General features: G+C 65.4%; 23 protein-coding genes. 19 read left to right on the forward strand and 4 right to left on the reverse strand.

Annotated features, from left to right (window positions below; translation table 11 throughout):
- Positions 1-27: 27 nt before the first annotated feature.
- The 10 genes from pabB to GSQ92_RS23265 all read left to right on the forward strand — a co-directional run bounded on the left by pabB (position 28) and on the right by GSQ92_RS23265 (position 10029).
- Positions 28-1455 carry an aminodeoxychorismate synthase component I gene (gene pabB, locus GSQ92_RS23220; RefSeq protein ID WP_254065942.1) on the forward strand — a complete coding sequence of 476 codons (1428 nt, stop codon included), beginning with the start codon at positions 28-30 and terminating at the stop codon, positions 1453-1455.
- Positions 1452-2246: an aminotransferase class IV gene (locus GSQ92_RS23225; protein WP_158806036.1), complete on the forward strand. Its 795-nt coding sequence runs from the start codon at positions 1452-1454 to the stop codon at positions 2244-2246. The genes pabB and GSQ92_RS23225 overlap by 4 nt, the downstream gene beginning before the upstream one ends.
- 139 nt (positions 2247-2385) lie before the next feature.
- Positions 2386-4536 carry an excinuclease ABC subunit UvrB gene (gene uvrB / locus GSQ92_RS23230; protein WP_254065955.1) on the forward strand — a complete coding sequence of 717 codons (2151 nt, stop codon included), beginning with the start codon at positions 2386-2388 and terminating at the stop codon, positions 4534-4536.
- Positions 4533-5300, forward strand: a complete 768-nt coding sequence (locus tag GSQ92_RS23235) for an SDR family oxidoreductase (protein WP_158806037.1) — start codon at positions 4533-4535, stop codon at positions 5298-5300. Before uvrB ends, GSQ92_RS23235 begins: the two co-directional genes overlap by 4 nt.
- Positions 5297-5716: a dihydroneopterin aldolase gene (locus GSQ92_RS23240; RefSeq protein WP_158806038.1), complete on the forward strand. Its 420-nt coding sequence runs from the start codon at positions 5297-5299 to the stop codon at positions 5714-5716. The genes GSQ92_RS23235 and GSQ92_RS23240 overlap by 4 nt, the downstream gene beginning before the upstream one ends.
- Positions 5717-5931: 215 nt before the next feature.
- Positions 5932-7848 (forward strand): excinuclease ABC subunit UvrC, encoded by a 1917-nt coding sequence (uvrC, locus tag GSQ92_RS23245; protein ID WP_158806039.1) that lies wholly within the window; start codon positions 5932-5934, stop codon positions 7846-7848.
- Between the two features lie 30 nt (positions 7849-7878).
- Positions 7879-8508 (forward strand): CDP-diacylglycerol--glycerol-3-phosphate 3-phosphatidyltransferase, encoded by a 630-nt coding sequence (gene pgsA, locus GSQ92_RS23250; protein WP_158806040.1) that lies wholly within the window; start codon positions 7879-7881, stop codon positions 8506-8508.
- A gap of 94 nt (positions 8509-8602) precedes the next feature.
- Positions 8603-9226 (forward strand): hypothetical protein, encoded by a 624-nt coding sequence (locus GSQ92_RS23255; RefSeq protein WP_158806041.1) that lies wholly within the window; start codon positions 8603-8605, stop codon positions 9224-9226.
- A gap of 73 nt (positions 9227-9299) precedes the next feature.
- Positions 9300-9551: a molybdopterin converting factor subunit 1 gene (gene moaD, locus GSQ92_RS23260; RefSeq protein ID WP_158806042.1), complete on the forward strand. Its 252-nt coding sequence runs from the start codon at positions 9300-9302 to the stop codon at positions 9549-9551.
- A 4-nt stretch (positions 9552-9555) separates the two neighbouring features.
- Positions 9556-10029: a molybdenum cofactor biosynthesis protein MoaE gene (locus tag GSQ92_RS23265; protein ID WP_254065943.1), complete on the forward strand. Its 474-nt coding sequence runs from the start codon at positions 9556-9558 to the stop codon at positions 10027-10029.
- A 28-nt stretch (positions 10030-10057) separates the two neighbouring features.
- Here the strand turns inward: GSQ92_RS23265 and GSQ92_RS23270 are convergent, their stop codons facing one another.
- Entirely contained in the window at positions 10058-11332 is a 1275-nt protein-coding gene (locus GSQ92_RS23270; protein WP_158806043.1) for a rhamnan synthesis F family protein, read from the reverse strand.
- Positions 11333-11457: 125 nt separating this feature from the next.
- On the reverse strand, positions 11458-11937 hold the full coding sequence (locus GSQ92_RS23275) for a GcrA family cell cycle regulator (RefSeq protein WP_158806044.1): 480 nt from the start codon (positions 11935-11937) through the stop codon (positions 11458-11460).
- 224 nt (positions 11938-12161) lie between these two features.
- Between GSQ92_RS23275 and GSQ92_RS23280 the strand changes: the two genes are divergently transcribed.
- The 6 genes from GSQ92_RS23280 to GSQ92_RS23305 are packed head-to-tail and all read left to right on the forward strand — an operon-like array spanning position 12162 to position 15521.
- The gene (locus tag GSQ92_RS23280; RefSeq protein WP_158806045.1) at positions 12162-12413 is read left to right on the forward strand and encodes a twin-arginine translocase TatA/TatE family subunit; all 252 of its coding nucleotides are present in this window, start codon (positions 12162-12164) and stop codon (positions 12411-12413) included.
- Between the two features lie 30 nt (positions 12414-12443).
- Entirely contained in the window at positions 12444-13064 is a 621-nt protein-coding gene (locus GSQ92_RS23285) for a methylthioribulose 1-phosphate dehydratase (RefSeq protein ID WP_256367125.1), read from the forward strand.
- Entirely contained in the window at positions 13061-13600 is a 540-nt protein-coding gene (locus GSQ92_RS23290; protein WP_158806046.1) for an acireductone dioxygenase, read from the forward strand. The genes GSQ92_RS23285 and GSQ92_RS23290 overlap by 4 nt, the downstream gene beginning before the upstream one ends.
- A gap of 5 nt (positions 13601-13605) precedes the next feature.
- Positions 13606-14301: an acireductone synthase gene (gene mtnC, locus GSQ92_RS23295; RefSeq protein WP_158806047.1), complete on the forward strand. Its 696-nt coding sequence runs from the start codon at positions 13606-13608 to the stop codon at positions 14299-14301.
- On the forward strand, positions 14298-14942 hold the full coding sequence (locus tag GSQ92_RS23300; RefSeq protein ID WP_254066674.1) for an alpha-ketoglutarate-dependent dioxygenase AlkB: 645 nt from the start codon (positions 14298-14300) through the stop codon (positions 14940-14942). Before mtnC ends, GSQ92_RS23300 begins: the two co-directional genes overlap by 4 nt.
- A 36-nt stretch (positions 14943-14978) precedes the next feature.
- Positions 14979-15521: an NUDIX hydrolase gene (locus GSQ92_RS23305; protein ID WP_254066675.1), complete on the forward strand. Its 543-nt coding sequence runs from the start codon at positions 14979-14981 to the stop codon at positions 15519-15521.
- A 99-nt stretch (positions 15522-15620) separates the two neighbouring features.
- On the opposite strand, the gene GSQ92_RS23310 is transcribed toward GSQ92_RS23305, so the two are convergent.
- A complete protein-coding gene (locus GSQ92_RS23310) occupies positions 15621-16394 on the reverse strand; it encodes a HugZ family protein (RefSeq protein ID WP_159014105.1) in 774 nt (257 codons plus the stop codon).
- Positions 16395-16450: 56 nt separating this feature from the next.
- On the opposite strand from GSQ92_RS23310, the gene GSQ92_RS23315 reads away from it, so the two are divergent.
- Together GSQ92_RS23315 and GSQ92_RS23320 are read left to right on the forward strand one after the other, a co-directional pair.
- Positions 16451-17152: a response regulator transcription factor gene (locus GSQ92_RS23315; protein ID WP_158806049.1), complete on the forward strand. Its 702-nt coding sequence runs from the start codon at positions 16451-16453 to the stop codon at positions 17150-17152.
- A gap of 6 nt (positions 17153-17158) precedes the next feature.
- The gene (locus tag GSQ92_RS23320; protein WP_159014107.1) at positions 17159-18847 is read left to right on the forward strand and encodes a stimulus-sensing domain-containing protein; all 1689 of its coding nucleotides are present in this window, start codon (positions 17159-17161) and stop codon (positions 18845-18847) included.
- Positions 18848-18860: 13 nt separating this feature from the next.
- Here the strand turns inward: GSQ92_RS23320 and GSQ92_RS23325 are convergent, their stop codons facing one another.
- Positions 18861-19061, reverse strand: a complete 201-nt coding sequence (locus tag GSQ92_RS23325; RefSeq protein WP_159014109.1) for a DUF2283 domain-containing protein — start codon at positions 19059-19061, stop codon at positions 18861-18863.
- A 281-nt stretch (positions 19062-19342) separates the two neighbouring features.
- Here GSQ92_RS23325 and GSQ92_RS23330 point away from each other — a divergent pair, with 281 nt between their 5' ends.
- Complete coding sequence (locus GSQ92_RS23330; protein WP_159014110.1) at positions 19343-21091, forward strand: cytochrome c; 1749 nt, start codon at positions 19343-19345, stop codon at positions 21089-21091.
- The last annotated feature ends 18 nt before the right edge of the window (positions 21092-21109 follow it).

The raw sequence follows: 21109 nt of genomic DNA on the forward strand, positions 1-21109 counted from the left end.
CCGCCAGCGTGCTTGATTGCGCCGGGTTTGGGAAGCGGGGAGGGCGGCGCGTTGCTGGTCGTGGAGCGGGACTGGATGGAGCCCGCTGCCGCCGCGGCCTGCTGGGCCGGCGCGCCGCACCTGACCTGGCTCGACAGCGCGGACGCCGGTTCATTGCGTGCGGAGAGCAGGCGGAGCCGATACAGCTATCTGGCGCCTGATCCGTTCCGACACATCGTAGCGCGAGGCACCCGGGTCTTTATCGATGGTGTCCTGAAGCCTGGTGATCCGTTCACGGTTCTCGAAGCTGAACTTGCGAGCTTTCGGACATCTCCGACTAAGGGGCCCGTGCCGTTTCTGGGCGGCGCTGTCGGGTTTCTCGGCTACGGCCTCGCCCATCATCTCGAACGGCTACCGCGCCGCCACGCTCCTGCCGCGCTGCCCGATATGGCTGTGGCCTTCCATGACATCGTGATCGCCTTCGATCATCGCGAGCGGCGTGTCTGGCTATGCGCTTCCGGGCTGCCCGCGCCGCCCGGCGTCCTGCGACGGGGTCGCGCCAAGGCCCGCGTCGCGGAGGCCGAGGCGAGGCTCGCTCGGCCTGCGCGGGACCGCGCCACCTGGATGGGCTGCGACTCGGCGTGGCAGCCCGACCTCGACCGGAGTCGCTATGAGGACGCGGTGGCGACGGTGCTCGGCTACATTCGCGCCGGCGATATCTTCCAGGCCAATGTCACGACCAGCTTCCGTGCCGCCAAGCCAGAGGGCATGGCGGCCTTCGACCTCTATCTGGCACTCCGTCGCCGTTCGCCCGCGCCTTTCGGGGCCTATCTCTCCTGGGGCACAGGGGAGGCTCTGCTGAGCGCTTCTCCTGAACGGTTCCTCAGCCTCGACAGCGCTGGACGCGTCGAGACGCGGCCCATCAAGGGCACCCGGCCGCGCGGTGCTTCGCCGCAGGCGGATCTGGCCGAAGCCGAGGCCTTGCGCATGAGCATGAAAGACCGCGCCGAGAACCTCATGATCGTCGATCTCATGCGCAACGACCTCGGCCGGGTGGCGGCCACCGGAAGCGTTGCCGTCCCAAGCCTCTGCGCCGTCGAGAGTTTCGCGTCCGTGCATCATCTGGTGTCGGAAGTGACGGCGCGGCTCCGGCCGGGTTTGGGGCCGGTCGATCTGCTGAGAGCGAGCTTCCCCGGCGGTTCGGTCACCGGCGCGCCCAAGATCAGGGCCATGGAGATCATCGAGGACGTCGAGATGGCGGCCAGGGGCGCCTATTGCGGCGCGGTCGCCTGGATCGGATTCGATGGCGCGATGGACAGCAACATCATCATTCGGACGCTGAGCGTCTCGGCGGACGAGGTGATCGCGCAGGCCGGCGGAGGGATTGTCGCCGACTCGGAGCCGGCGGCGGAATACGACGAGATGCGCGTCAAGATCGCGCCCTTGCTCGCCGCCTTCTCGGAGCCAGCGCCATGATGCTCTGGCTCGATGGTAGGCTGCGCGCTGCGGACGAGGCGGCGATCCTGCCGTCCGATCGCGGCTTCCTTCTTGCCGACGGCCTTTTCGAGACGATTCGCGTAACTGCTGGCGTGATCGCCCATTTCCCCCGTCACCTGGCGCGGCTGCGGGGCGGGGCTGGGGTGCTGGCTCTGCCCTTGCCCTGGTCCGATGACGCGCTCGCTGGCGCGGCGGCGGCCGTGGTCGCCGCGAACCAGAACGTCGGGTCATTGCGGCTGACGGTGACGCGTGGCGCCGGACCGCGCGGTGTTCTGCCGCCCGCTGCGGCTACTCCCACTTTGCTTATCACCGCGGCGCCGATTGTGTCGCCGCCCGCACCAGCGCTACTCGTGATCGCGCGGGGCACCTGCCGCAATGAGATGTCCCCGCTCGCCCGCGTTAAGGCGCTTGGCTATGGCGATGGCATCCTTGCCCGACAGGAGGCGGCGCGGGCCGGTATGGATGACGCCCTGCTCCTCAACACGCGCGGCACCATCGCCGAGGCGACCGCCGCGACGCTGTTCCTCCGCCGCGATGGCCGCTGGCTGACCCCGCCAGTGGCCGATGGTGCCCTTCCGGGCATCGCGCGAGGGCTGCTGTTGGAGGCGGGGTTCGCGGAGGAAGGTAGCGTGACGGAGTCCGATCTAGGGGGCGCCGAGTCGGCCTTTCTCACAAACAGCCTTGGCCTAAGGGTTGTCGCGAAAATCGAGGATCGGGCGCTTGCCTTGAGGGAGGCCGACCTGGCTCAGGCTCGATCGATCATTTCGTGAGGGTCGCGGCTGCCGCCCTGAGCTAGGTCCGGCCGGGTATCAACAGGTCTCCCATGCGGCTCTCGCCCCGGACCCATTGGGCGACTATCTTTACGGCATGTCGCAAGCCCTCGCCCCATCCGCCCCGTTGCTGACGTTCATGCCGCAGAAGCAATCGGTGCGGCCCACCATCAAACCGTTTCGTGTCGTGTCGGAGTTCGAGCCGGCAGGTGATCAGCCCACCGCGATCCGCGAGCTGATCCAGGGCATGGACGCCGGCGAGCGTGACCAGGTGCTGCTCGGCGTCACCGGCTCGGGCAAGACCTTCACCATGGCGAAGGTCATCGAGGCCGTGCAGCGGCCGACGCTGATCCTGGCGCCGAACAAGACCCTGGCGGCTCAGCTCTATTCCGAGATGAAGAGCTTCTTCCCCGACAATGCGGTGGAGTATTTCGTCAGCTACTACGACTACTACCAGCCCGAAGCCTATGTCGCGCGCACCGACACGTACATCGAGAAAGACGCGCAGATCAACGAGCAGATCGACCGCATGCGCCACTCCGCGACGCGGGCGATTCTGGAGCGCAACGACGTCATCGTCGTCGCCTCGGTCTCCTGCATCTATGGCATCGGCTCGGTCGAGACCTACGCCAAGATGATCGTGAAGCTGGAGGTTGGCGGCAAGATCGACCGCGACATTCTGGCGAAAGCGCTGGTCGAGCTGCAATATCGCCGCAACGACGCCGCCTTTCAGCGCGGCACCTTTCGCCTGCGCGGTGAGACCGTCGATATCTATCCGAGCCATTACGAGGATCGCGCCTGGCGCGTCAGCCTGTTCGGCGACGAGATCGAGACCATCACCGAATTCGACCCGCTGACCGGCAATGTGAGCGGCCAGCTGGAGACGATCACCGTCTACGCCAATAGCCACTACGTAACGCCGCGTCCGACGCTCCACCAGGCGATCGGGCGCATCAAAAAGGAACTGAAGGACCGGCTGGACGAGCTACAAGGCGAGGGCAAGCTCCTGGAAGTCGAGCGTCTCAACCAGCGCACGACCTTCGACATCGAGATGATGGAGACGACCGGCGCCTGCAAAGGCATCGAGAACTACTCCCGCTACCTGACCGGCCGGGCGCCAGGCGAACCGCCGCCGACCTTCTTCGAATACCTGCCGGAGAATGCCCTCCTCATCGTCGATGAGAGCCACGTGACAGTGCCGCAGATCGGCGGCATGTCGCGCGGCGATGCGGCCCGCAAGTCGATCCTCTCGGAATTCGGCTTCCGCCTGCCGAGCTGCGCCGATAACCGTCCGCTGCGCTTCGAGGAATGGGAGCAGTTCCGCCCGCAGACCATGTTCGTCTCGGCGACGCCTGGCCCATGGGAAATGGAACGTACCGGCGGCGCTTTTGCCGAGCAGGTGATCCGCCCGACCGGACTCATCGATCCGGTCGTCGAAGTCCGGCCTGTGGAGAAGCAGGTAGACGATCTACTGGCGGAAGTTCGCCTTGTGCGAGATCGCGGCGGCCGGGCCTTGGTCACGACGCTGACCAAGCGCATGGCCGAGGATCTGACCGAGTATCTGACGGAGCAGGGCGTCAAGGTTCGCTACCTGCATTCGGATGTGGATACGCTCGAGCGGATCGAAATCATCCGCAACCTGCGGCTGGGTGTCTTCGACGTGCTCGTGGGCATCAACCTGCTGCGCGAGGGGCTCGACATCCCCGAATGCATGCTTGTCGCAATCCTGGACGCCGACAAGGAAGGCTTCCTGCGCTCCCAGACCAGCCTCATCCAGACCATCGGCCGGGCCGCCCGCAACGTGGATGGCCGGGTGATCTGCTACGCCGATGTCATGACCCGCAGCCTCAAGGCGGCGCTGGAGGAGACCGACCGGCGGCGCCTGAAGCAGGAGCAGTGGAACACCGATCACGGCATCACGCCGATCTCCGTGCGCAAGCATATCAGCGAGGTGCTGGATAGCGTGTTCGAGCAGGATTACGTGACGGTGGCGCCGGTCAAGGATTCCAGCCTGGCCGATTTCGTGGGCAAGGATCTGCGCTCCGCGATCGCCGAGATCGAGAAGCGGATGCGCGCCGCGGCAGCGGATTTGGAGTTCGAGGAGGCCGCCCGCCTGCGTGACGAACTTAAGCGGCTGGAGGCGCTGGATCTTGGCTTGGCGCCGCCGCCGAGTTCGGGCGTGCGCGGGAAAAGGGATTGGGCGCCGGAGCCGCTAGGGCCGGGCGGTGGCGGCTACGATCCGGAAAAACGTCGCGGCCGTGGCGGTCCGGGGCGCCGGGCGCGCCGATGATCGTGGAGACGGCGATACCGCGTGCCGCCCTAGTCACGGGTGGTGCGCGGAGATTGGGCCGCGCGATGGTCGAGCGGCTGAGCGAGGCCGGGTTCGCGGTCGCGGTGCAATACAATGCCAGCACGGCCGAGGCCGCGAGCCTCGTTGAGGCCATCACGGAACGCGGCGGCCGGGCGCTCGCGCTGCGGGCAAATCTCGCTGTTGAAGCTGAGGTAACGGGTCTTGTCGCAGCGGCAGAAGCCGCGCTCGGGCCGCTGGGCGTGCTGGTCAACAATGCCAGCACCTTCGAGCGGGACGAGTGGAACAACGCGACCCGGGCGAGCTGGGACGAGCATATGGAGCCCAATCTCCGCGCGCCTTTCGTGCTGACCCAGGATTTCGCGCGCCGCCTGCCGGAGGCGGCGAAGGGCGTCGTCGTCAATATGATCGACCAGCGCGTATGGTCGCTGACGCCGCATTTCGTTTCGTATACGGTGAGCAAGTCGGCGCTCTGGACCCTGACGCGCAGCCTCGCTCTGGCCCTCGCACCTCGCATCCGCGTCGCGGCGATTGGTCCCGGTCCCGCGTTGCCGAGCCCGCGCCAGACGCAGGAGCAGTTCGACAAGCAGTGCAGCAGCCTCCCGCTACGCCATGGCACCAACGAGGTCGAGATCGCGGATGCCATGATGGCGATCTTGGGCATGCCGTCCTTCACCGGCCAGATGCTGGCGCTGGATGGCGGGCAGCATCTGCAGTGGGGTACGGGCGTGGAGTTGCCCGAATGACATCCCCGCCACCTCCCTTACGCCGCGTGTTCGTGCGCGACCTGGTGCTGCAGGCGCTCCTCGGGATCTATCCGCACGAACTCCTCAGGCGGCAGCCGATCCGGATCAACATTGACCTGGGCGTGACCGATAACGGGTTGGATCACACCGACGGGGTAGGGCCGGACGAGATCGATCGGGTGGTTGATTACGATGCCCTGACTCGTCGCATCAGGCGACTGATACAGGCGGAACACGTAGCGCTTGTGGAAACTTTGGCGGAGCGCCTGGCGGTCCTCTGTCTTGTTGACAAGCGTGTGCAAGAGGTGCGTTTGCGCGTCGAGAAGCTCACAGTTTTCGCCGACGCAGCCTCAGCGGGCGTCGAGATCCAGCGCTACCAGCAGAGCTTGTCCACTCCCGCCCCGAAGGCTCAATAGTTACAGCACTGTGTCAGTCACTCTTGATTTCGTTAAGCGTCCGTAAGATCGGAAAGCCACAAAATCAATAGTTTGAAACATAATGCGATTTGTGATGTTCACCCTCCGCGAGGGTCGGCGATGCCTAGGTCGGGCCTAGCCCACGGGGGATTGCCCACAGAGTTACCCACAGGCCTAAACATGACTTTGATCGCATCGGGGCTCAAGCCGACGGCATGACTAACGACACCACTAACATCTTGATGACAGGCGAATTCGAAACGCGGGAGGCGCCGAGTGGTGTCTCAGTAATTGAGACCGCGCTCGAAACCATGCCTTTGACGCCGGGCGTGTACCGGATGTTAGACGCGAAAGGCGACGCGCTCTACGTTGGCAAGGCGCGCAGTCTGAAGAAGCGCGTCACCTCGTACACGCAGCTCGGTAGATTGCCGGAACGGCTGCGGCGGATGGTCATGGATACCGTGACGATGGAGATCGTCACGACCCATACCGAGGCCGAGGCGCTGCTCCTCGAAGCCAACCTCATCAAGCGCCTGCGCCCGCGATTTAACATCGTGCTGCGGGACGACAAGAGCTACCCCTGGCTCATGTTGGCGGAAGACCACCCGTATCCGCAGATCGTGAAGCACCGCGGCGCGCAGACCCGGAAACAGGCAAGCTATTGGGGACCTTTCGCCTCAGCCTGGGCGGTCAACCAGAGCCTCACGGCAATCGAGCGGCTGTTTCTGCTGCGGTCCTGTGCCGATACGGTCTTTGCCAACCGCACCCGTCCCTGCCTTTTGTTTCAGATCAAACGCTGCTCGGCCCCTTGCGTCGGGCGCATCGCTTCGGAGGATTACGCGCTGCTCGTGGCGCAGGCGAAAGCATTCCTCTCGGGCAAGGCGGCCACGGTTCAGCAGGAACTGGCGGCCGAGATGGACCAGGCCTCCCAGGCTATGGAGTTCGAGCGGGCGGCCACCTTGCGTGACCGCATCCGGGGGCTGACCCATGTCCAGGGCACCGGCGTCATCAACCCGGCGAGCTTGCAGGACGCCGATGTCGTCGCCGCCTGGCAGATCGCCGGCCAAACCTGCGTGCAGGTCTTCTTCGTCCGTGGCGGCCGGAACAACGGCAACCGCGCCTTCTTCCCCACCCATGCCAAGGCCGATGAGGTGAGCGAGGTGCTCGCCGCCTTCATCGCCCAGTTCTACGAGGACAAGCCGCCGCCGCCTTTGCTGCTGCTCAACCAGCCAGTGTTGGAGGAGGCGCTAATCGCCGAGGCGCTGTCTATCAAGGCCGGGCGCTCCGTGACCCTGGCGGTGCCGCAGCGTGGCGAGAAGCGGGCGGTCGTCGCGCATGCCGAACTCAATGCGCGGGAAAGCCTGGAGCGGCGCCTCGCCGAGACCGCCGGACAGGCCAAGCTGCTGGGCGCCACGGCGGAGCTGTTTGGCCTGGCTTCGCCGCCCGAGCGGATCGAAATTTACGACAACAGCCACATCATGGGCACCAATCCCTATGGCGTGATGGTGGTGGCCGGGCCCGAGGGGCTGATGAAACAGGCGTACCGCAAATTCTCCATCCGCGGCCCGATCGCGCCGGGCGACGACTTCGCGATGATGAAGGAAGTACTGCAACGCCGCTTTGGCCGGGCGCTCAAGGAACATGCCGATCGCGACGATCCGCATTGGCCCGATCTCGTGCTGATCGATGGCGGCGCCGGCCAACTCAGTGCCGCGCGGATGGTGATGGAGGAGTTGGGTGTCGCCGATATCCCGCTCGTCGCGATCGCGAAGGGTCCGGATCGCGACGCCGGGCGCGAATGGTTCCACAGTGCCGGCCGGACCGCCTTCCAGCTGCCGCCGCGCGACCCGGTGCTGTATTTCCTCCAAAGATTGCGGGACGAGGCGCATCGCTTCGCCATCACCAGCCACCGCGTCGGCCGCTCGCGTGGCTTGTCGCAGAGCGAACTCGATGAGATCGCGGGCGTAGGGGCCGCGCGCAAACGGGCGCTGCTGCATCATTTCGGCTCGGCGCGGGGTGTGAAACAGGCGGGGTTGACCGACCTCGCGGCCGTTCCCGGCATCAACCGCGCCACCGCCCAGCGCGTCTATGCCCATTTTCATCCGGGGGCACGGATGGAATCCGTTTCCTGAGCGGCCCGCCGCGCCTATTCTCCCGATCGCATGATCACCGACCTGCCCAATGTCCTCACGCTCTCGCGTATCGCGGCGATCCCATTGCTGATCGCCCTGGCGGCGCTGCGATTGCCGAGCTGCGACTTCGCGGCCTGTCTCGTCTTCGCGGCGGCGGGGATAACCGACTGGCTCGATGGCCGTGTCGCGCGCAGCCGCCGCCAGTTCTCGGACTTCGGCCGGATGCTGGATCCGATCGCCGACAAGCTGCTGGTGGGCGCGACACTCCTCATGCTGGCGGGCTCCGGCAGGCTGGGAGCCTGGGGTCTCTATCCCGCCATCGTCATCATGCTGCGCGAGATTCTGGTGAGCGGATTGCGCGAATTTCTCGCGGGCATCCGCGTCGGCCTGCCGGTGACGCGACTCGCCAAGTGGAAGACGGGCGTGCAGATGCTGGCGCTCGGAATGCTGCTGGCGGGGGATCAGACGGCGCGGTTGATCGGCCTGCCTGGCCTGCCAGTGTGGCTGATCGGCATTATCCTGCTCTGGATCTCGGCGGCGCTCACCTTGGCGACCGGCTGGGACTACCTGGTAGCGGGTCTTCGGCACGCGGCGACGCCGGGTGCACGAGGGGCCGCTTCGGAAAGTGCAACAAATCAGTCTAAGATTCACCTTTCTTGATGGTTTAACCCGTCACATGGCATGCAGTGATGGCAGAGCGGGATCCGGCAGCCGGTTCCATGTTGCTCTGTGGCCAGAATAAGGATTTGACCCTATGCGTCGGACAGTTTTGTGCAGCCTAGTCTTCCTGTCAGGCTGCACCGGCATGGGCCACTTCCTGGGTGATACCCACGGCCTGAACGGCAACCCGAATCGACCGGTCGGCGACAGCGCCAATATCCAGCGCGCCGATGGCGGCCCGGGGCAGCAGCCTGTCATCAACCCCGATACCGGCGACGTCTGGCCGACCTCGATTCCCGCGATGCCAACCCTCGCCGAGATTCAGAAGCAGATGGACCTGAGCGGGCCGAGTTCTCCTCTTGGGGGTGTGCCCACGCCGGGCACCGGAACCGGCACGATCCGGGGCCCCGCCGGGACTGGGCCAGGCGCGCTGCCAAATGCCGGCACCGGAGCAGGCGCCGGCCTAGGCATGCCGGTAGTCCCGCCCGGAGCCGGGAGAGCCGATTACGCGACGCCGCCCCCCGACAGCATGCCCAAGCTCGGCACCACCATTCAGACCCCAGCGGGTCCGACGACGGTCACCGGCGGCACGCCGAACTACCAAACTGTCGCGCCGATCAACGGCCAGGGCGGCGGCATCCTGATCCCCAATGGCAACGGCACCAGCACGCTGGTCATGCCGAACGGCACCATCAGCACGATCAATACGCCGAAGTAAATCTGGACGAGCGGCGGAGCGGTCTCCGCCCCGCTTAGTCTCGCGCGGCTCCCGCTCCAGGCTAGGATCGCCGATGAAGCTTCTCTATTTCGCCTGGTTGAGGGAACGCATCGGCCTCGGCGAGGAGGAGGTGACGCCGCCATCCTCCGTGGTAACTGTTGCCGACCTGATTGCCTGGCTGCGCTTGCGAGGTCCCGGCTATGTCGAGGCGCTGGCTGAAACCGCGCGTGTCCGCTGCGCTGTGAATCAGGATTTCGCCAAGCTCGATACAATTGTGCGGCCGGGTGACGAGATCGCTTTCTTCCCGCCCATCACTGGCGGCTAAGCAAGTGGCCTTCATTCGCGTCGGGCCGGACGACATCGACATGGCGACCGAGATCGCCTGCTTGCAGTCGGAGCCGGGCGAGATCGGCGGCATCGCCTCCTTCCTCGGCGTGGTCCGTGGCGGCGAGGGTCATTCGGCAATCACGGCGATGACGCTCGAGCATTATCCCGCGATGACCGAGGCCGCGATCCGCCGAGTGGCGGAGGAGGCGGAGGCGCGATGGAACCTCATCGGCTGCCGCGTCATTCACCGCGTCGGCCGGATCCCCGTGGGCGGCCGTATCGTTCTTGTACTGACGGCGGCGCGACATCGCCAAGCGGCGCTCGAGTCGACGAGCTTTTTGATCGACTGGCTAAAGGTCGGCGCGCCTTTCTGGAAGCAGGAGCATCTTATCTCGGGGAAAGACCACTGGGTTGAGGCAAAATCGGCTGACGACCTAGCGGCACAGCGCTGGCTGGTTGTGGCGCCTCCAGACTGAGATGACGGCACGAGGCAAGCCGTCCGCCTCACGAATGGTTCGACGTCTCGATCAAGTCCAAATCTTCTTTCTCGTCTCCGTCCGGCACATTCCAAACCGATTGCAGCTTGGGGCCGAGCGCCACGCGCAACTCATCGGCCAGCGCCTGCGGGTCGCTCATCTTCGTTTCGGTCACCACCTGCTCCCAGTCGAAAACGTCAGAGATGCGGCTCGGATTTTTCCGCAGCAATTCGCGTTTGACGAAGGGATAGCCGGCCCAAAGCAGTTGTCGCCATAGGTCTATCGAGGGATTCAGGTCTTGGCGGCCTCGCCGGATCGACCGAAGCAGGCGTCTCGCATGGAGCGCGCGGGCGCCGGCCTTGCTGTTGCGGGGTGGATTGGTCGCGACCAGCGCCTCAAGCCGCGCGATCTCTGGCGCGTCGAGCAAGGCTGATTGGGGGAAGAGCGCGGCACAGATCACGCCGCCCTTTTGCAGGCTGCGGGTGAATCCGATTTCGCAATGGCGGATGATCCACTCTTTCGACGGCACCGGCCGGACCGAGCGCCAGAACCTTTGCCAGGCGTCGCTGCGGATGGCGTCCTCGCCGCAGGCCAGGAAGAAGGATTGCAAATGGTAGCGATGCTGCCAGCTTTCGGTGAGGCCCCAGATCTCCGCCCGCTCGAAGTCGAGGCCGCTAAGCACGCTGGCGAAATCGCCGAACGGGCCATAGACGCTGTCATTGACGAGAAAGATCGCCTCCGTCTCGGCGCGCGGCAAAGCCAGCGTATCCAGCGCGTCGCGCCAGGCGCCGAAATCATAGCCGATGTTGCGGCGGATCAGGATTTCCCCGCACACGCCCTTGAGAAACTCCTTCGCCTCCGGCTCGATCCGCTCGGAATTGGTGACGAAGGCGACCGAGAGGCCGGTCTCCGCGAGACGCGTGATGAAGCTGCGCGTGGTGGGGATCACTCGTCCCGCCGCGTCGAAATGCACGAACAGCACCACGCGAGGGCCAAGCGGGTGGTCCGGCGAAGTCCAATGCTCGATCACCTGATGCGGATCACGCAGCCGGCCGATCACCACCGCGCCGGCCATGGTGATCTGCAGCCGCACTTCCCGCAATTGTCGCAGCAGGATGCCGACTACCCAGCGGGCGCGGTTATATAAAACCCGAAGCACATGGAAGAAGACGTTCCGCAGAACGAGGCCGCGGTTTTCGGAGTGCTGAAACCGGCGCCAGGCCTCGGCGGGCGTAATGCTCCGCCAGGACGTCTCGATCGGTCGATCGTCGCGCTCCGCCACCGCTTTTCGTCCCTCGTCCATCCGATCCAAGCTCGCAGCGACCGGCTGGCCGCGCGACCGGGGCGCGAACTTACCGGCTCCGCGAGCCGGGTGACAGAGGGCGCGATGGCACGCCTAAGGCGCGGCGTGCCATGCTGGACGAGTGGTCAGGCAGCGTCTTCGCGACGGTCGCGGACTTTCACATAGGCGAGCTGGGCGTGCTGCTGGCAGTAAGGCTTGCCGTGGATCGCGCTGTCGCTGCAAAAATGAAAGCTGCTGGTGCCGGGTTCGCCGATCGGCCAGCAGCATGCCACGGTGCGCGTGAACGTCGGGTTGGACGCCACCGCAAGGCGCGGTGAGGGCGCAGGCACGGGACGTGGCGCCGGCGAGACAGCGACCGGGCGCGCGGGCCGGAGTTGCCGTGTCGGCAAAACCGGCAGCGTCGATCCTACCGCGCGGGGCGGCGGGGCAACGGTCGGCGTCGCGCTGCGGCGAATTGGTGAGGGTCGCGGGTCCAGCGCTAAGCGATGCGCCTTGCCCACGACCGCATTTTTTGAGATTCCCAGGCGGCGGCCGATCTCCGCGGTTGAGAGTCCCTCCAACCACAGATTTCGCAGCTCTGCGATGATAGCCTCGCTCCACTCCATCTCGTGGTCTCCTGCCGGTTTCGACACAAGATACGGTATAGGTCCTTTGGGTGATCGCCAATGGCGGAGTCGAGGTGTAGAGAAAAAAGCTGTGGACAACCTTGCCGTGTGTTGGCCGGTGTGGCTTCTCGGCCTCACTACTGGTTAAGAGATCGCGCGGCGTCTATGATCGGTCGTCCTGGTGGTCGGATGGGCCGCCGCGCATTTAGCCCGGGGAGGGCATCATGGGATCGCTAAGCATCTGGCACTGGCTGATCGTCATCCTGGTCCTGTTGCTGCTCTTCGGCAGCGGCAAGGTAAGCCATCTGATGGGCGACTTCGCCAAGGGTATTAAGTCCTTCAAGAAGAACATGGCCGACGAGAACGAGACGGACGCGTCGATGGCCAATGACAAGCCCGCGACGCTGAGCCCGCCGGGCCAGGAGACGCCGGCGCAGACGGTCCGCCCCACCGCGCCGATCCGCAACCAAGGCTAACCGCGACCGGCGCAAGCTGTGGACATCGCCGTGAAGGATGCAGTGCCGGAAACGGTGGCGGCATCCCTGGTCGCCGCTGGGCGCCGCATGGACCAGCGTGGCTGGGTTCCTGCCACCAGCGGCAATCTGAGCGCGAGGCTAGATGGCGGCCGCATGGCGATCACCCGCAGCGGGGTCCACAAGGGTTTCCTCGCCGCGCGAGACATCATGCTGGCCGATTTCGCCGGCAGCGCGATTTCGGAAGGCATGAAGCCAAGTGCGGAGACCCTGCTACACGGGCAGATTTACGCGCTCTGGCCTGAGGTCGGCGCCATCCTGCATGGGCATTCCATTCCCGCGACCGCGCTGACTTTAGCGTTGCGCGGCCAGCAGGAAATTCGGTTGCAGGGCTACGAGATCATCAAGGCATGGAGCGACTTTCCCACTCACGACGTGGACGTCGCTCTGCCGATTGTCGAGAATGACCAGGATATGCAGCGTCTCGCTGGCAGGTTGGCGCCAATCCTGGAGACGGGCGGTGCGCCAATCGGCTATGTCCTGCGCGGCCATGGCATCTATGTCTGGGGCCGAAACGTCGAGAGCGCGCTCAACCGGCTAGAGGCGCTCGAATTTCTGCTCGCCACCGAGATCGAACGGAGGAAGCTCGTATGAGCCGCCTGACCATCTATAGCGATGATGCCCCGGACACCCCGATCCTCCGCACTGAGGACGGCGACGTGATGGCGCGTGAACTCGGCGCCATCGATGTGCGGTTCGAGCGCTGGGAAAGCCCTGTCGCGCTGTCGCCGCAGGACGAGCCGGAGGTGATCCTGGCCGCTTATCGCCCCTATCTCGACAAGCTGATGGGCGCCTCGGGCGCTGGCTCCGCCGATGTCCTGAAGCTCACGCCTGACAATCCTCAGAAGGATGCGCTAAGGGCGAAGTTCATTAACGAGCACAGCCATACCGAGGACGAAGTGCGTTTCTTCGTTCATGGCTCCGGCCATTTCATCCTCCACGTCAATGGCCGCATCTACGATGCGCATTGCACCGCAGGTGACCTGATCAGCGTGCCCGCCAATGTCCATCACTGGTTCGATGCCGGCGAGCAGCCTTCCTTCACAGCCCTTCGCATCTTCACTGATACGTCCGGCTGGGTGCCGCATTTCACGGGCACGGATATCAGCACCCGCTTCCCGGCGAGCTGAGGCGCGTGCATCCGATCGAAGCTGTACTGATCGACATTGAGGGCACCGTTACGCCGATCAGCGCGGTGCGGGACGTTCTGTTTCCTTATGCGCGCTCACGGTTGGAGGCTTTCGTGGCCGCCAATCATACGGATCCCGCCGTCGTGCAAGCTCTGGCCGAGACCCGCGCGCTGGCACCGGAGGCCGATCCGGTCGCGAGCCTGCTGCGGTGGAGCGATCTCGACGAGAAGGTGACGCCGCTCAAAGCGATCCAGGGTCTGATCTGGCGGACTGGCTACGCTTCCGGCGAGCTGGTCGCGACCTTCTATCCCGACGCGCCGGAGGTCTTGAGTTTCTGGAAGCGAGAGGGACTGCCGCTCTACGTCTATTCCTCCGGCTCGGAGGACGCGCAGCGGGCGATTTTCGGCCATACGAAGCAGGGCGATCTGACGCCGCTGTTCTCCGGCTTCTTCGACACGCGTCTCGGGGCGAAGCGCGAGGTGGCGAGTTACGAAGCCATTCGCCAGCGCATCGGCATGCCGGCTGGCCTCATCCTGTTCCTCTCCGATATCGAGGCGGAACTCGATGCCGCGCTCGCGGCCGGAATGCAGACCTGCCAGCTCGTGCGCGAGGAGGATGGCACGGTCCCATCAACACGCCACCCGACGGCTGTGGATCTCTACGAGGTCTCCCGCCTCTTCACTCTGCCGCAGCCGGCTTGAGCGGCGGCGCGTCCGACCTCTTCGGCGCGCTGCCAGAGCCGCCGCTTCCTGACGGCATGCGATTGTTGCGTGGATATGCGGATTCCGCCGATTTGGCACCGCTGTTGGCGGCCATCGCCGAGGCCGCGCCCTTCCGCTTCATGACGACGCGCGGCGGCGCCCGTCTTGCCGCTGCGATGACGAGCTGCGGCGATCGCGGCTGGGTCACGGACCGGCGCGGGTATCGCTACGAGAGCCGCGATCCTGAGACGGCTCAGCCATGGCCGCCGATGCCGGTTCCGATGCGAAGCCTCGCGGTAGCCGCCGCTGGGGAGGCGGGGTACCCCGGCTACGACCCCGACACCTGCCTGATCAATCGCTACGCAATCGGCGCCGGGATGGGGCTGCATCAGGATTCGGATGAGGCGGAGTTCACCTCGCCCGTGGTTTCGGTGTCGCTAGGCTTGCCTGCTACGTTCCTGGTGGGTGGCGAGACGCGCTCAACGAAGCCCAAGCCGCTTGCTGTCGTCAACGGCGATGTGGTGGTATTCGGCGGCCTGGCGCGGCTGCTATTTCATGGCATTCGTCCCGTCAAAGTGGGACACGACGCGCGCTTCGGCCCGTTCCGCTACAACCTTACCTTCCGCCGCGCCCGCGCATGAGGCGCTTGCGGCAGGCGGCTCGCAGGAAACCCGTTCGTGACTGACGCCATCACGCAGCTCGCGACCCGGCTAGTCTACGAAAACCGCTGGCTGAGGCTGCGGGAAGACCGCGTGCGGCGAATGGACGGCTCCGAGGGCATCTATTCCGTTCTCGAACGAGCGGAATTCGCGGTAGTCGGACCGATCGACAACGGCGTCGTTCATCTGGTGGAACAGTTCCGCTATCCGGTCGGGCGGCGCTGCTGGGAATTCCCCATGGGAACTTGGGAAACCCGGTCCAATGTCGATCCAGCGGCACTCGCCGCCGGGGAATTGCGTGAGGAAACCGGGCTCCAGGCCGGCAAGCTTACCGAAATCGGCCAGCTATTCCAGGCTGCCGGCTATTCCAGCCAGTCCGGCCGCGTCTTCCTCGCGACCGATCTAAGCGTCGTGGGTGCGGAGTTGGAGCATGAGGAGCAGGACATGATCACCGGTCATTTTGCGCTCGCCGAGTTCGAGCGGATGATCCGCGACGGCGTGATCCGGGACGCCATCACGATTGCGGCGTTTGGGATGATCCGGCTGCACGGGCTGGCGTGATGCTGCACGAATGGCGTGATGAATCGCCAACTAACTCGCGACCCAATGCTACGTCATGGCATGCCTTCGCATGCCATGACGTAGTGGAATGAGCGCGGTTCAAACCAAAGACGTCCCGGTCCTCGCCGCATCGACGAGCCGCACAAGCTCCTGCCTCACCTCGCTCGCCGAGGCGACGGTTCGGCTGAATGCCGTGCGAAGAACGCGGTCATCCGCCGCGAGGTCGAAGCCATCGACATCCACCGCCGTCATCCGCCAATCGCCATGACCGCTGCCGGACGCCACCGCGATGGCAAGAAGCGCTTCGGCGTGGTCCGCATTGCAATGAGCAAGGATACGCGCCTCCGCCGAGGCCACCGCCGCGACCCCATCCGCTGAGGGCAACAGCTCATCCAGCGTTAGGTGATAGGCGCGGGCGAAGCCGCCGATGTATTGCGCCTCCTCAGCCACGAACCGGAACAATGCGAAATCTGCGAAATCGGCGTACAGTGCGGCATAGGGATGGGCCGCGATCCAGCGTGCCTTGAGTCCCGCCGTTTCGTCGCCAGTCACCTCGTCAGCCCGCCCACTCAGTGAAAGCCGTGCCGCCGTCTGCGGGTTGCGCGTCTCGGCGGCGCCCGTGACCATCAGGGCGCAGCGGCCATCGGCCTCCAGGTTGCGGCGATGCTCCGACAGCGATGAGAGCAGCATCAGCACGGAGAGATCAGGCGCCGTCGCCGGCGTCACCAGCGACAGAAACGGTGCCCCGTCCCGCAAGGTCGCAAGCGACGCTACTCGGGCCTCCCGCAACAACAGCCGTGCGGCCCGGGCCGGGCCGTCAGATGCCACCGACGAGGGCGTGACTGGCGCCGCGTCCTCGCCGCGACTAATCATGCAGAATAGTCCGCTGAGGGCGCGCCCTCACGGCCATGAACAGGCGAAAGTTCCTCATGAAGCACACCATCGCGCTGGTCGACGATGACCGCAACATCCTCACCAGCGTCTCGATGACGCTGGAACAGGAAGGTTTCCAGGTCCGCACCTATACGGATGGGGAGAGCGCCCTGCAGGGCATCATCGCCCGGCCGGTCGATCTCGCTGTGCTCGACATCAAGATGCCGCGCATGGATGGGATGGAGCTTTTGCAGCGCCTGCGACAGCGCAGCGCCCTGCCGGTCATCTTCCTCACCAGCAAGGATGAGGAGGTCGACGAGCTCATGGGCCTTCGCCTTGGGGCCGACGACTACATCACGAAACCCTTCAGCCAGCGCCTGTTGCTCGAACGCATTCGCACCCTGCTGCGCCGCAACGAGGTCAGCCGGGCGGAGGGCTCCGGCGCCGCCCCCACCGGCGTCATGGTCCGCAGCGAGCTCACGCTCGACGAGACGAAGCATCAGTGCCTGTGGAAGGGAAAGGACATCCAGCTCACGGTGACCGAGTTCCTGCTGGTCAAGGCGCTCGCCGCGCGGCCGGGCATGGTGAAGTCCCGCGATCAGCTCATCGACGCCGCTTACGGCGAGAACATCTATGTCGATGACCGCACTATCGACAGCCACATCAAGCGGGTGCGCAAGAAATTCCGCATGGTCGATGATGTCTTCGACCAGATCGAGACGCTTTACGGCATCGGCTACCGCTACAAGGAAGGCTGATCCGCCATGCCGGACGGCGCCGTCGTAGCTCAGGCGCAGACCGCCGGCGCTCCGCCGGAGGCCAAGCCGGCCTTCACGCCGCCGCGCCGGCTCGTCTCGCCCTTCCTGCGCCGCATCCTGCTGGTCAATGCGCTGCCGCTGGCACTGCTCGTCATCGCCTTGCTCTATCTCGACCAATACCAGAAGGGATTGCGGGACGCCGATGTCGCCGCGCTCCGCGAGCAGGCCCGGATCTACGCCGGCGCGCTCGGTGAAAGCGCCGTGCAGGACACGACGACCGATCACCCGACGCTGGTGCCCGATCTGGCGCGGCCACTGCTGTATCGCCTGACCGATCCCACCCCCTTCGCCCAGGCGCGGCTCTTTGGCCCGGACGGCAATCTGGTCGCCGATAGCCAGGTACGCACCGGCTCCGGCGGCGCGATCGTCACCGAGCCACTGCCGCCCGCCGTCAATCGCGGCACTCTCAGCCATATCGTGAGCTGGGTCTATGACAGGCTGCTCACCTTCGCTCCGGCTCCCGGCGGCTTTCCTGTCCAGCGGCTCGACAAGGCGGATGGTTCGGAGTGGCAACCAGACCTCAAGGCGGTGCTCAGCCTGAGGGGCAATGACGCGGGGCAGGAAGTGCCGCCCTATTTCCGGCGCACGCCGGACGGGCGGCTGCTGGTAACGGTGGCCGAGCCGGTGATGCGGGACAATCAGGCGGTGGGCATGGTGCTGCTGACCCATGACGCGCGGCGGGTGGACGAGGCGGTGTTCTCGGTTCGCTTTTCCATCCTCGGCCTGTTCCTCGTCGCACTCGTGCTGACGGTACTGCTCTCCTGGTATCTCGCGCGGACCATCGCCCAGCCGATCCTCGGCCTCGCCATCGCGGCGCAGGATATGCGGGAGGGGCATGGCCGTACCGGCGCCGTGCCGGCCGCGCTGCTCAACCGTGGCGACGAGATCAGCATCCTCGCGCGAGCGCTCTCAGATTCCGCGACCGCGCTGTGGGGCCGGATGGATGCGATCGAGCGGTTCGCCGCCGATGTCTCGCATGAGATCAAGAATCCGCTGACCTCGATTCGCAGCGCCATCGAGACTTTGCGCCGGGTGGAGGATGCGACCCAGCGAAAACGCCTGCTCGCCATCATGGGCGAGGATGTCATCCGGCTTGATCGCCTCATCACGGATATTTCCGATGCGTCGCGGGTGGATGCTGAGATTTCCCGCTCGGCGCCGGTGCCGCTGGAGATCGGTGCGATGCTTGGCGCGCTGGCCGATATCGACGATGCAACGCGAACCGAGGCCGCGCCGATCCTGAAGGTGGGCGAACTCCAGCCGGGACTGGTGGTCGCCGGGGTCGAAGGGCGGATCGTGCAGGTGCTGGGCAATCTGATCGGCAACGCCCGGTCCTTCAGCCCGCCGCGCGGCCAGATCTGGCTCGGTGCGCAGGAGGCGCTCGGCGGCATGGTCGAGATCAGCGTCGCGGATGAGGGGCCCGGCATCCCCGAGGGCAAGCTCGAAAGCGTCTTCGACCGGTTCTATTCGGAGCGGCCGGAGGGCGAGGGTTTCGGCAAGCATTCCGGCTTGGGGTTGTCGATCAGCAAGCAAATCGTCGAGGCCTTGGGCGGCACCATCCGCGCGGAAAACCGCCACGATGCGGAAGGCCGCGTCACCGGTGCGCGCTTCGTGGTTACACTGCCGAAGGCTTGAGGCGGGCCGGTGGCTACTCGGCCATGATAAGCGGCAGTGCCTCCACGGAGCGGCTGCGCATGTCCAGCACTTCGATGCCGATCACTTTTGCGCAGTCGTCATAGTCGAGCATGATGCCCGGAGCGACCTCGGCCGTATCGGCGATTTTGGCGCCTTCCGACGCTAGCCAGACGAACATAGCGTCGGCCACGGGGTCGTAACTGGTCTTGATCATAGGCGCCTCACTCTCAGCGCGTTCCGGTCGAAGAAGGTGGTTAGCATTACCCGATCAGACCTTTCAGCCCGCTAAACTACGCGGCAGATAGCGGATCATTGAGTGCCTCATGCCCGCGTCTTCAGTTGCAACGAAACCGAGCCATCCGGGATGACGGCAGCCGGTGCGTTCTTTAGCCTCGGCCAGCGCCTTCAAATCGTGCCGGGGATCGGTATAAAGACGAACGAAGTCATGGCGGCGCGGCCGGGTCGGCGGCGCCGTGGTTGGAAAGGCGGGTCTCGATGCGCGGATGGTGGGGCAGGCGAGTAGTCTCGGGGGCCGTCCTGGCATTGCTGTGCGGGTTCGGGATGAGCATTGGGGCGACGCGCGCGCTAAGCGCGACCGATACCGTGGTGCCGCATGATCCAGGCCCCTCGGACCCAGTCGGCCATGGCGCCTATATCATGCGCGCCTCGGACTGCATGCCTTGCCATACCGGGCCGGGCGACGTGCCCTTCTCCGGTGGCCTCTATCTGCGGACGCCCTTCGGGCCGATGGTCTCGCCCAATATCACGCCGGACAAAGCGACCGGCATCGGCACCTGGACCGACGATCAGTTCTACCGGATCATCCATGACGGCATCGGCCAGCATGGCGAATACATTTATCCGGTCATGTCCTTCACCTCGTACACCAAGATGACGCGGGCGGATGTGATGGCCGTGAAGGCCTATCTCTTCTCGCTCAAGCCGGTCAGCGTGAAGCGGGACGTCAACCAGCTCTCCTTCCCCTTCAACATCCGCCTGTCGTTGCTCGGCTGGCGGATCATGTTCTTCCGTGCGGGTGAGTATAAGAACGACCCAGGTCAGTCGGCCGCGTGGAACCGGGGTGCCTATCTGGTGCAGGGGCCCGGCCATTGCGGCGAGTGCCACACGCCTCGCAACCTCCTTGGCGCGATGCAGCTTGGCCGCTCGCTCTCGGGCGGCATCGTCGATAATTACTACGCGCCGAATATCTCGGCCGACCCCGAGGCGGGGATTGGTGCGCGAACGGTTCCGGAAATCGTGCAGTTCCTTCGGACGGGTGAGGAACCGAACCTCGGTGTCGCCTATGGGCCGATGGCCGAGGTGGTGCATGAGAGCATGCGCTACCTGACGGAAGATGACCTGACCGCGATCGCGACATACCTCAAGGGTGCCGAGAAGCGCCCCGTGATGACCGCGATCGTCGCGATCAAGCCGAAGCAGGCGGCCGCAGGTGAGGCGCTCTACAACGGCAATTGCGCGCAGTGCCACAAGCCGGATGGCAGCGGCGTCAAGGGCGCGATCCCCAATCTCGCGGGCAACGCGGCTGTCTTGGCCGAACTACCCGATAGCGTGGTCGCACCGGTCCTGAACGGTTTGCCCGGCGGTGGCGGTTACGGCGCGATGCCGAGCTTCGCCGGCGCGCTGAACAATCAGGAAATCGCCGATATCGTGAACTACGCGCGGACCGCCTGGGGCAACAAAGGCTCGGCCAACGCGACCCCCGGCATTGTCGCGGGCCTGCGTAGCATCGCTATGGCCGACGAGGTGGCGGGCGCCGCCGGCAGCAACGCGGCGCGCCGGATGAACTGCCCCAAGGTCGGTGCCTCAATGATCGCCGGCACCATGGCGACGGACGGGCAGGCCAACCTGCTGGCGAGCGGCACCGATGCCGATATGCTGAGCCGCATGACCTCGGTGATCCAGCAGATCCGCACGGACAACCCTGGCACGTCGGTTTCCGACGTCATGAATACGATGAACGCGGCTTATTGCCCGACGGTCGCCAATGACCCGAGCCTGAGCCGCTCCGACATGACCGAGCGTATGCTGCAATTCAACAGCCAGGTCGCGAGTATCCTGGCGACCACCACGGCGCCGCCGGGCCCCTCCAAGGCGATGGTGACAGCCGTGGTTACCAGCGCTCAGGCGCAGGCGATTGCTCAGGCCGCGCAGACTGCAGGTGTCAGCCCATCACAGTGGATGTCGCAGCAGGCGGCGAAGGCGAGCGCGGGGGCCGGGCAGTAGTCCGGCTCCGGCGCGCCA

Origin of the sequence: Acidisoma sp. S159 (assembly GCF_009766125.1) — a bacterium.
Taxonomy (GTDB): domain Bacteria; phylum Pseudomonadota; class Alphaproteobacteria; order Acetobacterales; family Acetobacteraceae; genus Acidisoma.

Bases quoted from the DNA above. Each gene is read 5' to 3' on its own strand.
- uvrC (WP_158806039.1), top strand. From the start codon at position 5,932: ATGACTAACGACACCACTAACATCTTGATGACAGGCGAATTCGAAACG.
- GSQ92_RS23240 (WP_158806038.1), top strand. From the start codon at position 5,297: ATGACATCCCCGCCACCTCCCTTACGCCGCGTGTTCGTGCGCGACCTG.
- pgsA (WP_158806040.1), top strand. From the start codon at position 7,879: ATGATCACCGACCTGCCCAATGTCCTCACGCTCTCGCGTATCGCGGCG.
- GSQ92_RS23325 (WP_159014109.1), bottom strand. From the start codon at position 19,061: ATGATCAAGACCAGTTACGACCCCGTGGCCGACGCTATGTTCGTCTGG.
- GSQ92_RS23275 (WP_158806044.1), bottom strand. From the start codon at position 11,937: ATGGAGTGGAGCGAGGCTATCATCGCAGAGCTGCGAAATCTGTGGTTG.
- GSQ92_RS23330 (WP_159014110.1), top strand. From the start codon at position 19,343: ATGCGCGGATGGTGGGGCAGGCGAGTAGTCTCGGGGGCCGTCCTGGCA.
- GSQ92_RS23270 (WP_158806043.1), bottom strand. From the start codon at position 11,332: ATGGACGAGGGACGAAAAGCGGTGGCGGAGCGCGACGATCGACCGATC.
- GSQ92_RS23280 (WP_158806045.1), top strand. From the start codon at position 12,162: ATGGGATCGCTAAGCATCTGGCACTGGCTGATCGTCATCCTGGTCCTG.
- GSQ92_RS23320 (WP_159014107.1), top strand. From the start codon at position 17,159: ATGCCGGACGGCGCCGTCGTAGCTCAGGCGCAGACCGCCGGCGCTCCG.
- moaD (WP_158806042.1), top strand. From the start codon at position 9,300: ATGAAGCTTCTCTATTTCGCCTGGTTGAGGGAACGCATCGGCCTCGGC.
- GSQ92_RS23225 (WP_158806036.1), top strand. From the start codon at position 1,452: ATGATGCTCTGGCTCGATGGTAGGCTGCGCGCTGCGGACGAGGCGGCG.
- uvrB (WP_254065955.1), top strand. From the start codon at position 2,386: ATGCCGCAGAAGCAATCGGTGCGGCCCACCATCAAACCGTTTCGTGTC.
- GSQ92_RS23310 (WP_159014105.1), bottom strand. From the start codon at position 16,394: ATGATTAGTCGCGGCGAGGACGCGGCGCCAGTCACGCCCTCGTCGGTG.
- GSQ92_RS23290 (WP_158806046.1), top strand. From the start codon at position 13,061: ATGAGCCGCCTGACCATCTATAGCGATGATGCCCCGGACACCCCGATC.
- GSQ92_RS23315 (WP_158806049.1), top strand. From the start codon at position 16,451: ATGAAGCACACCATCGCGCTGGTCGACGATGACCGCAACATCCTCACC.
- GSQ92_RS23255 (WP_158806041.1), top strand. From the start codon at position 8,603: ATGCGTCGGACAGTTTTGTGCAGCCTAGTCTTCCTGTCAGGCTGCACC.
- GSQ92_RS23235 (WP_158806037.1), top strand. From the start codon at position 4,533: ATGATCGTGGAGACGGCGATACCGCGTGCCGCCCTAGTCACGGGTGGT.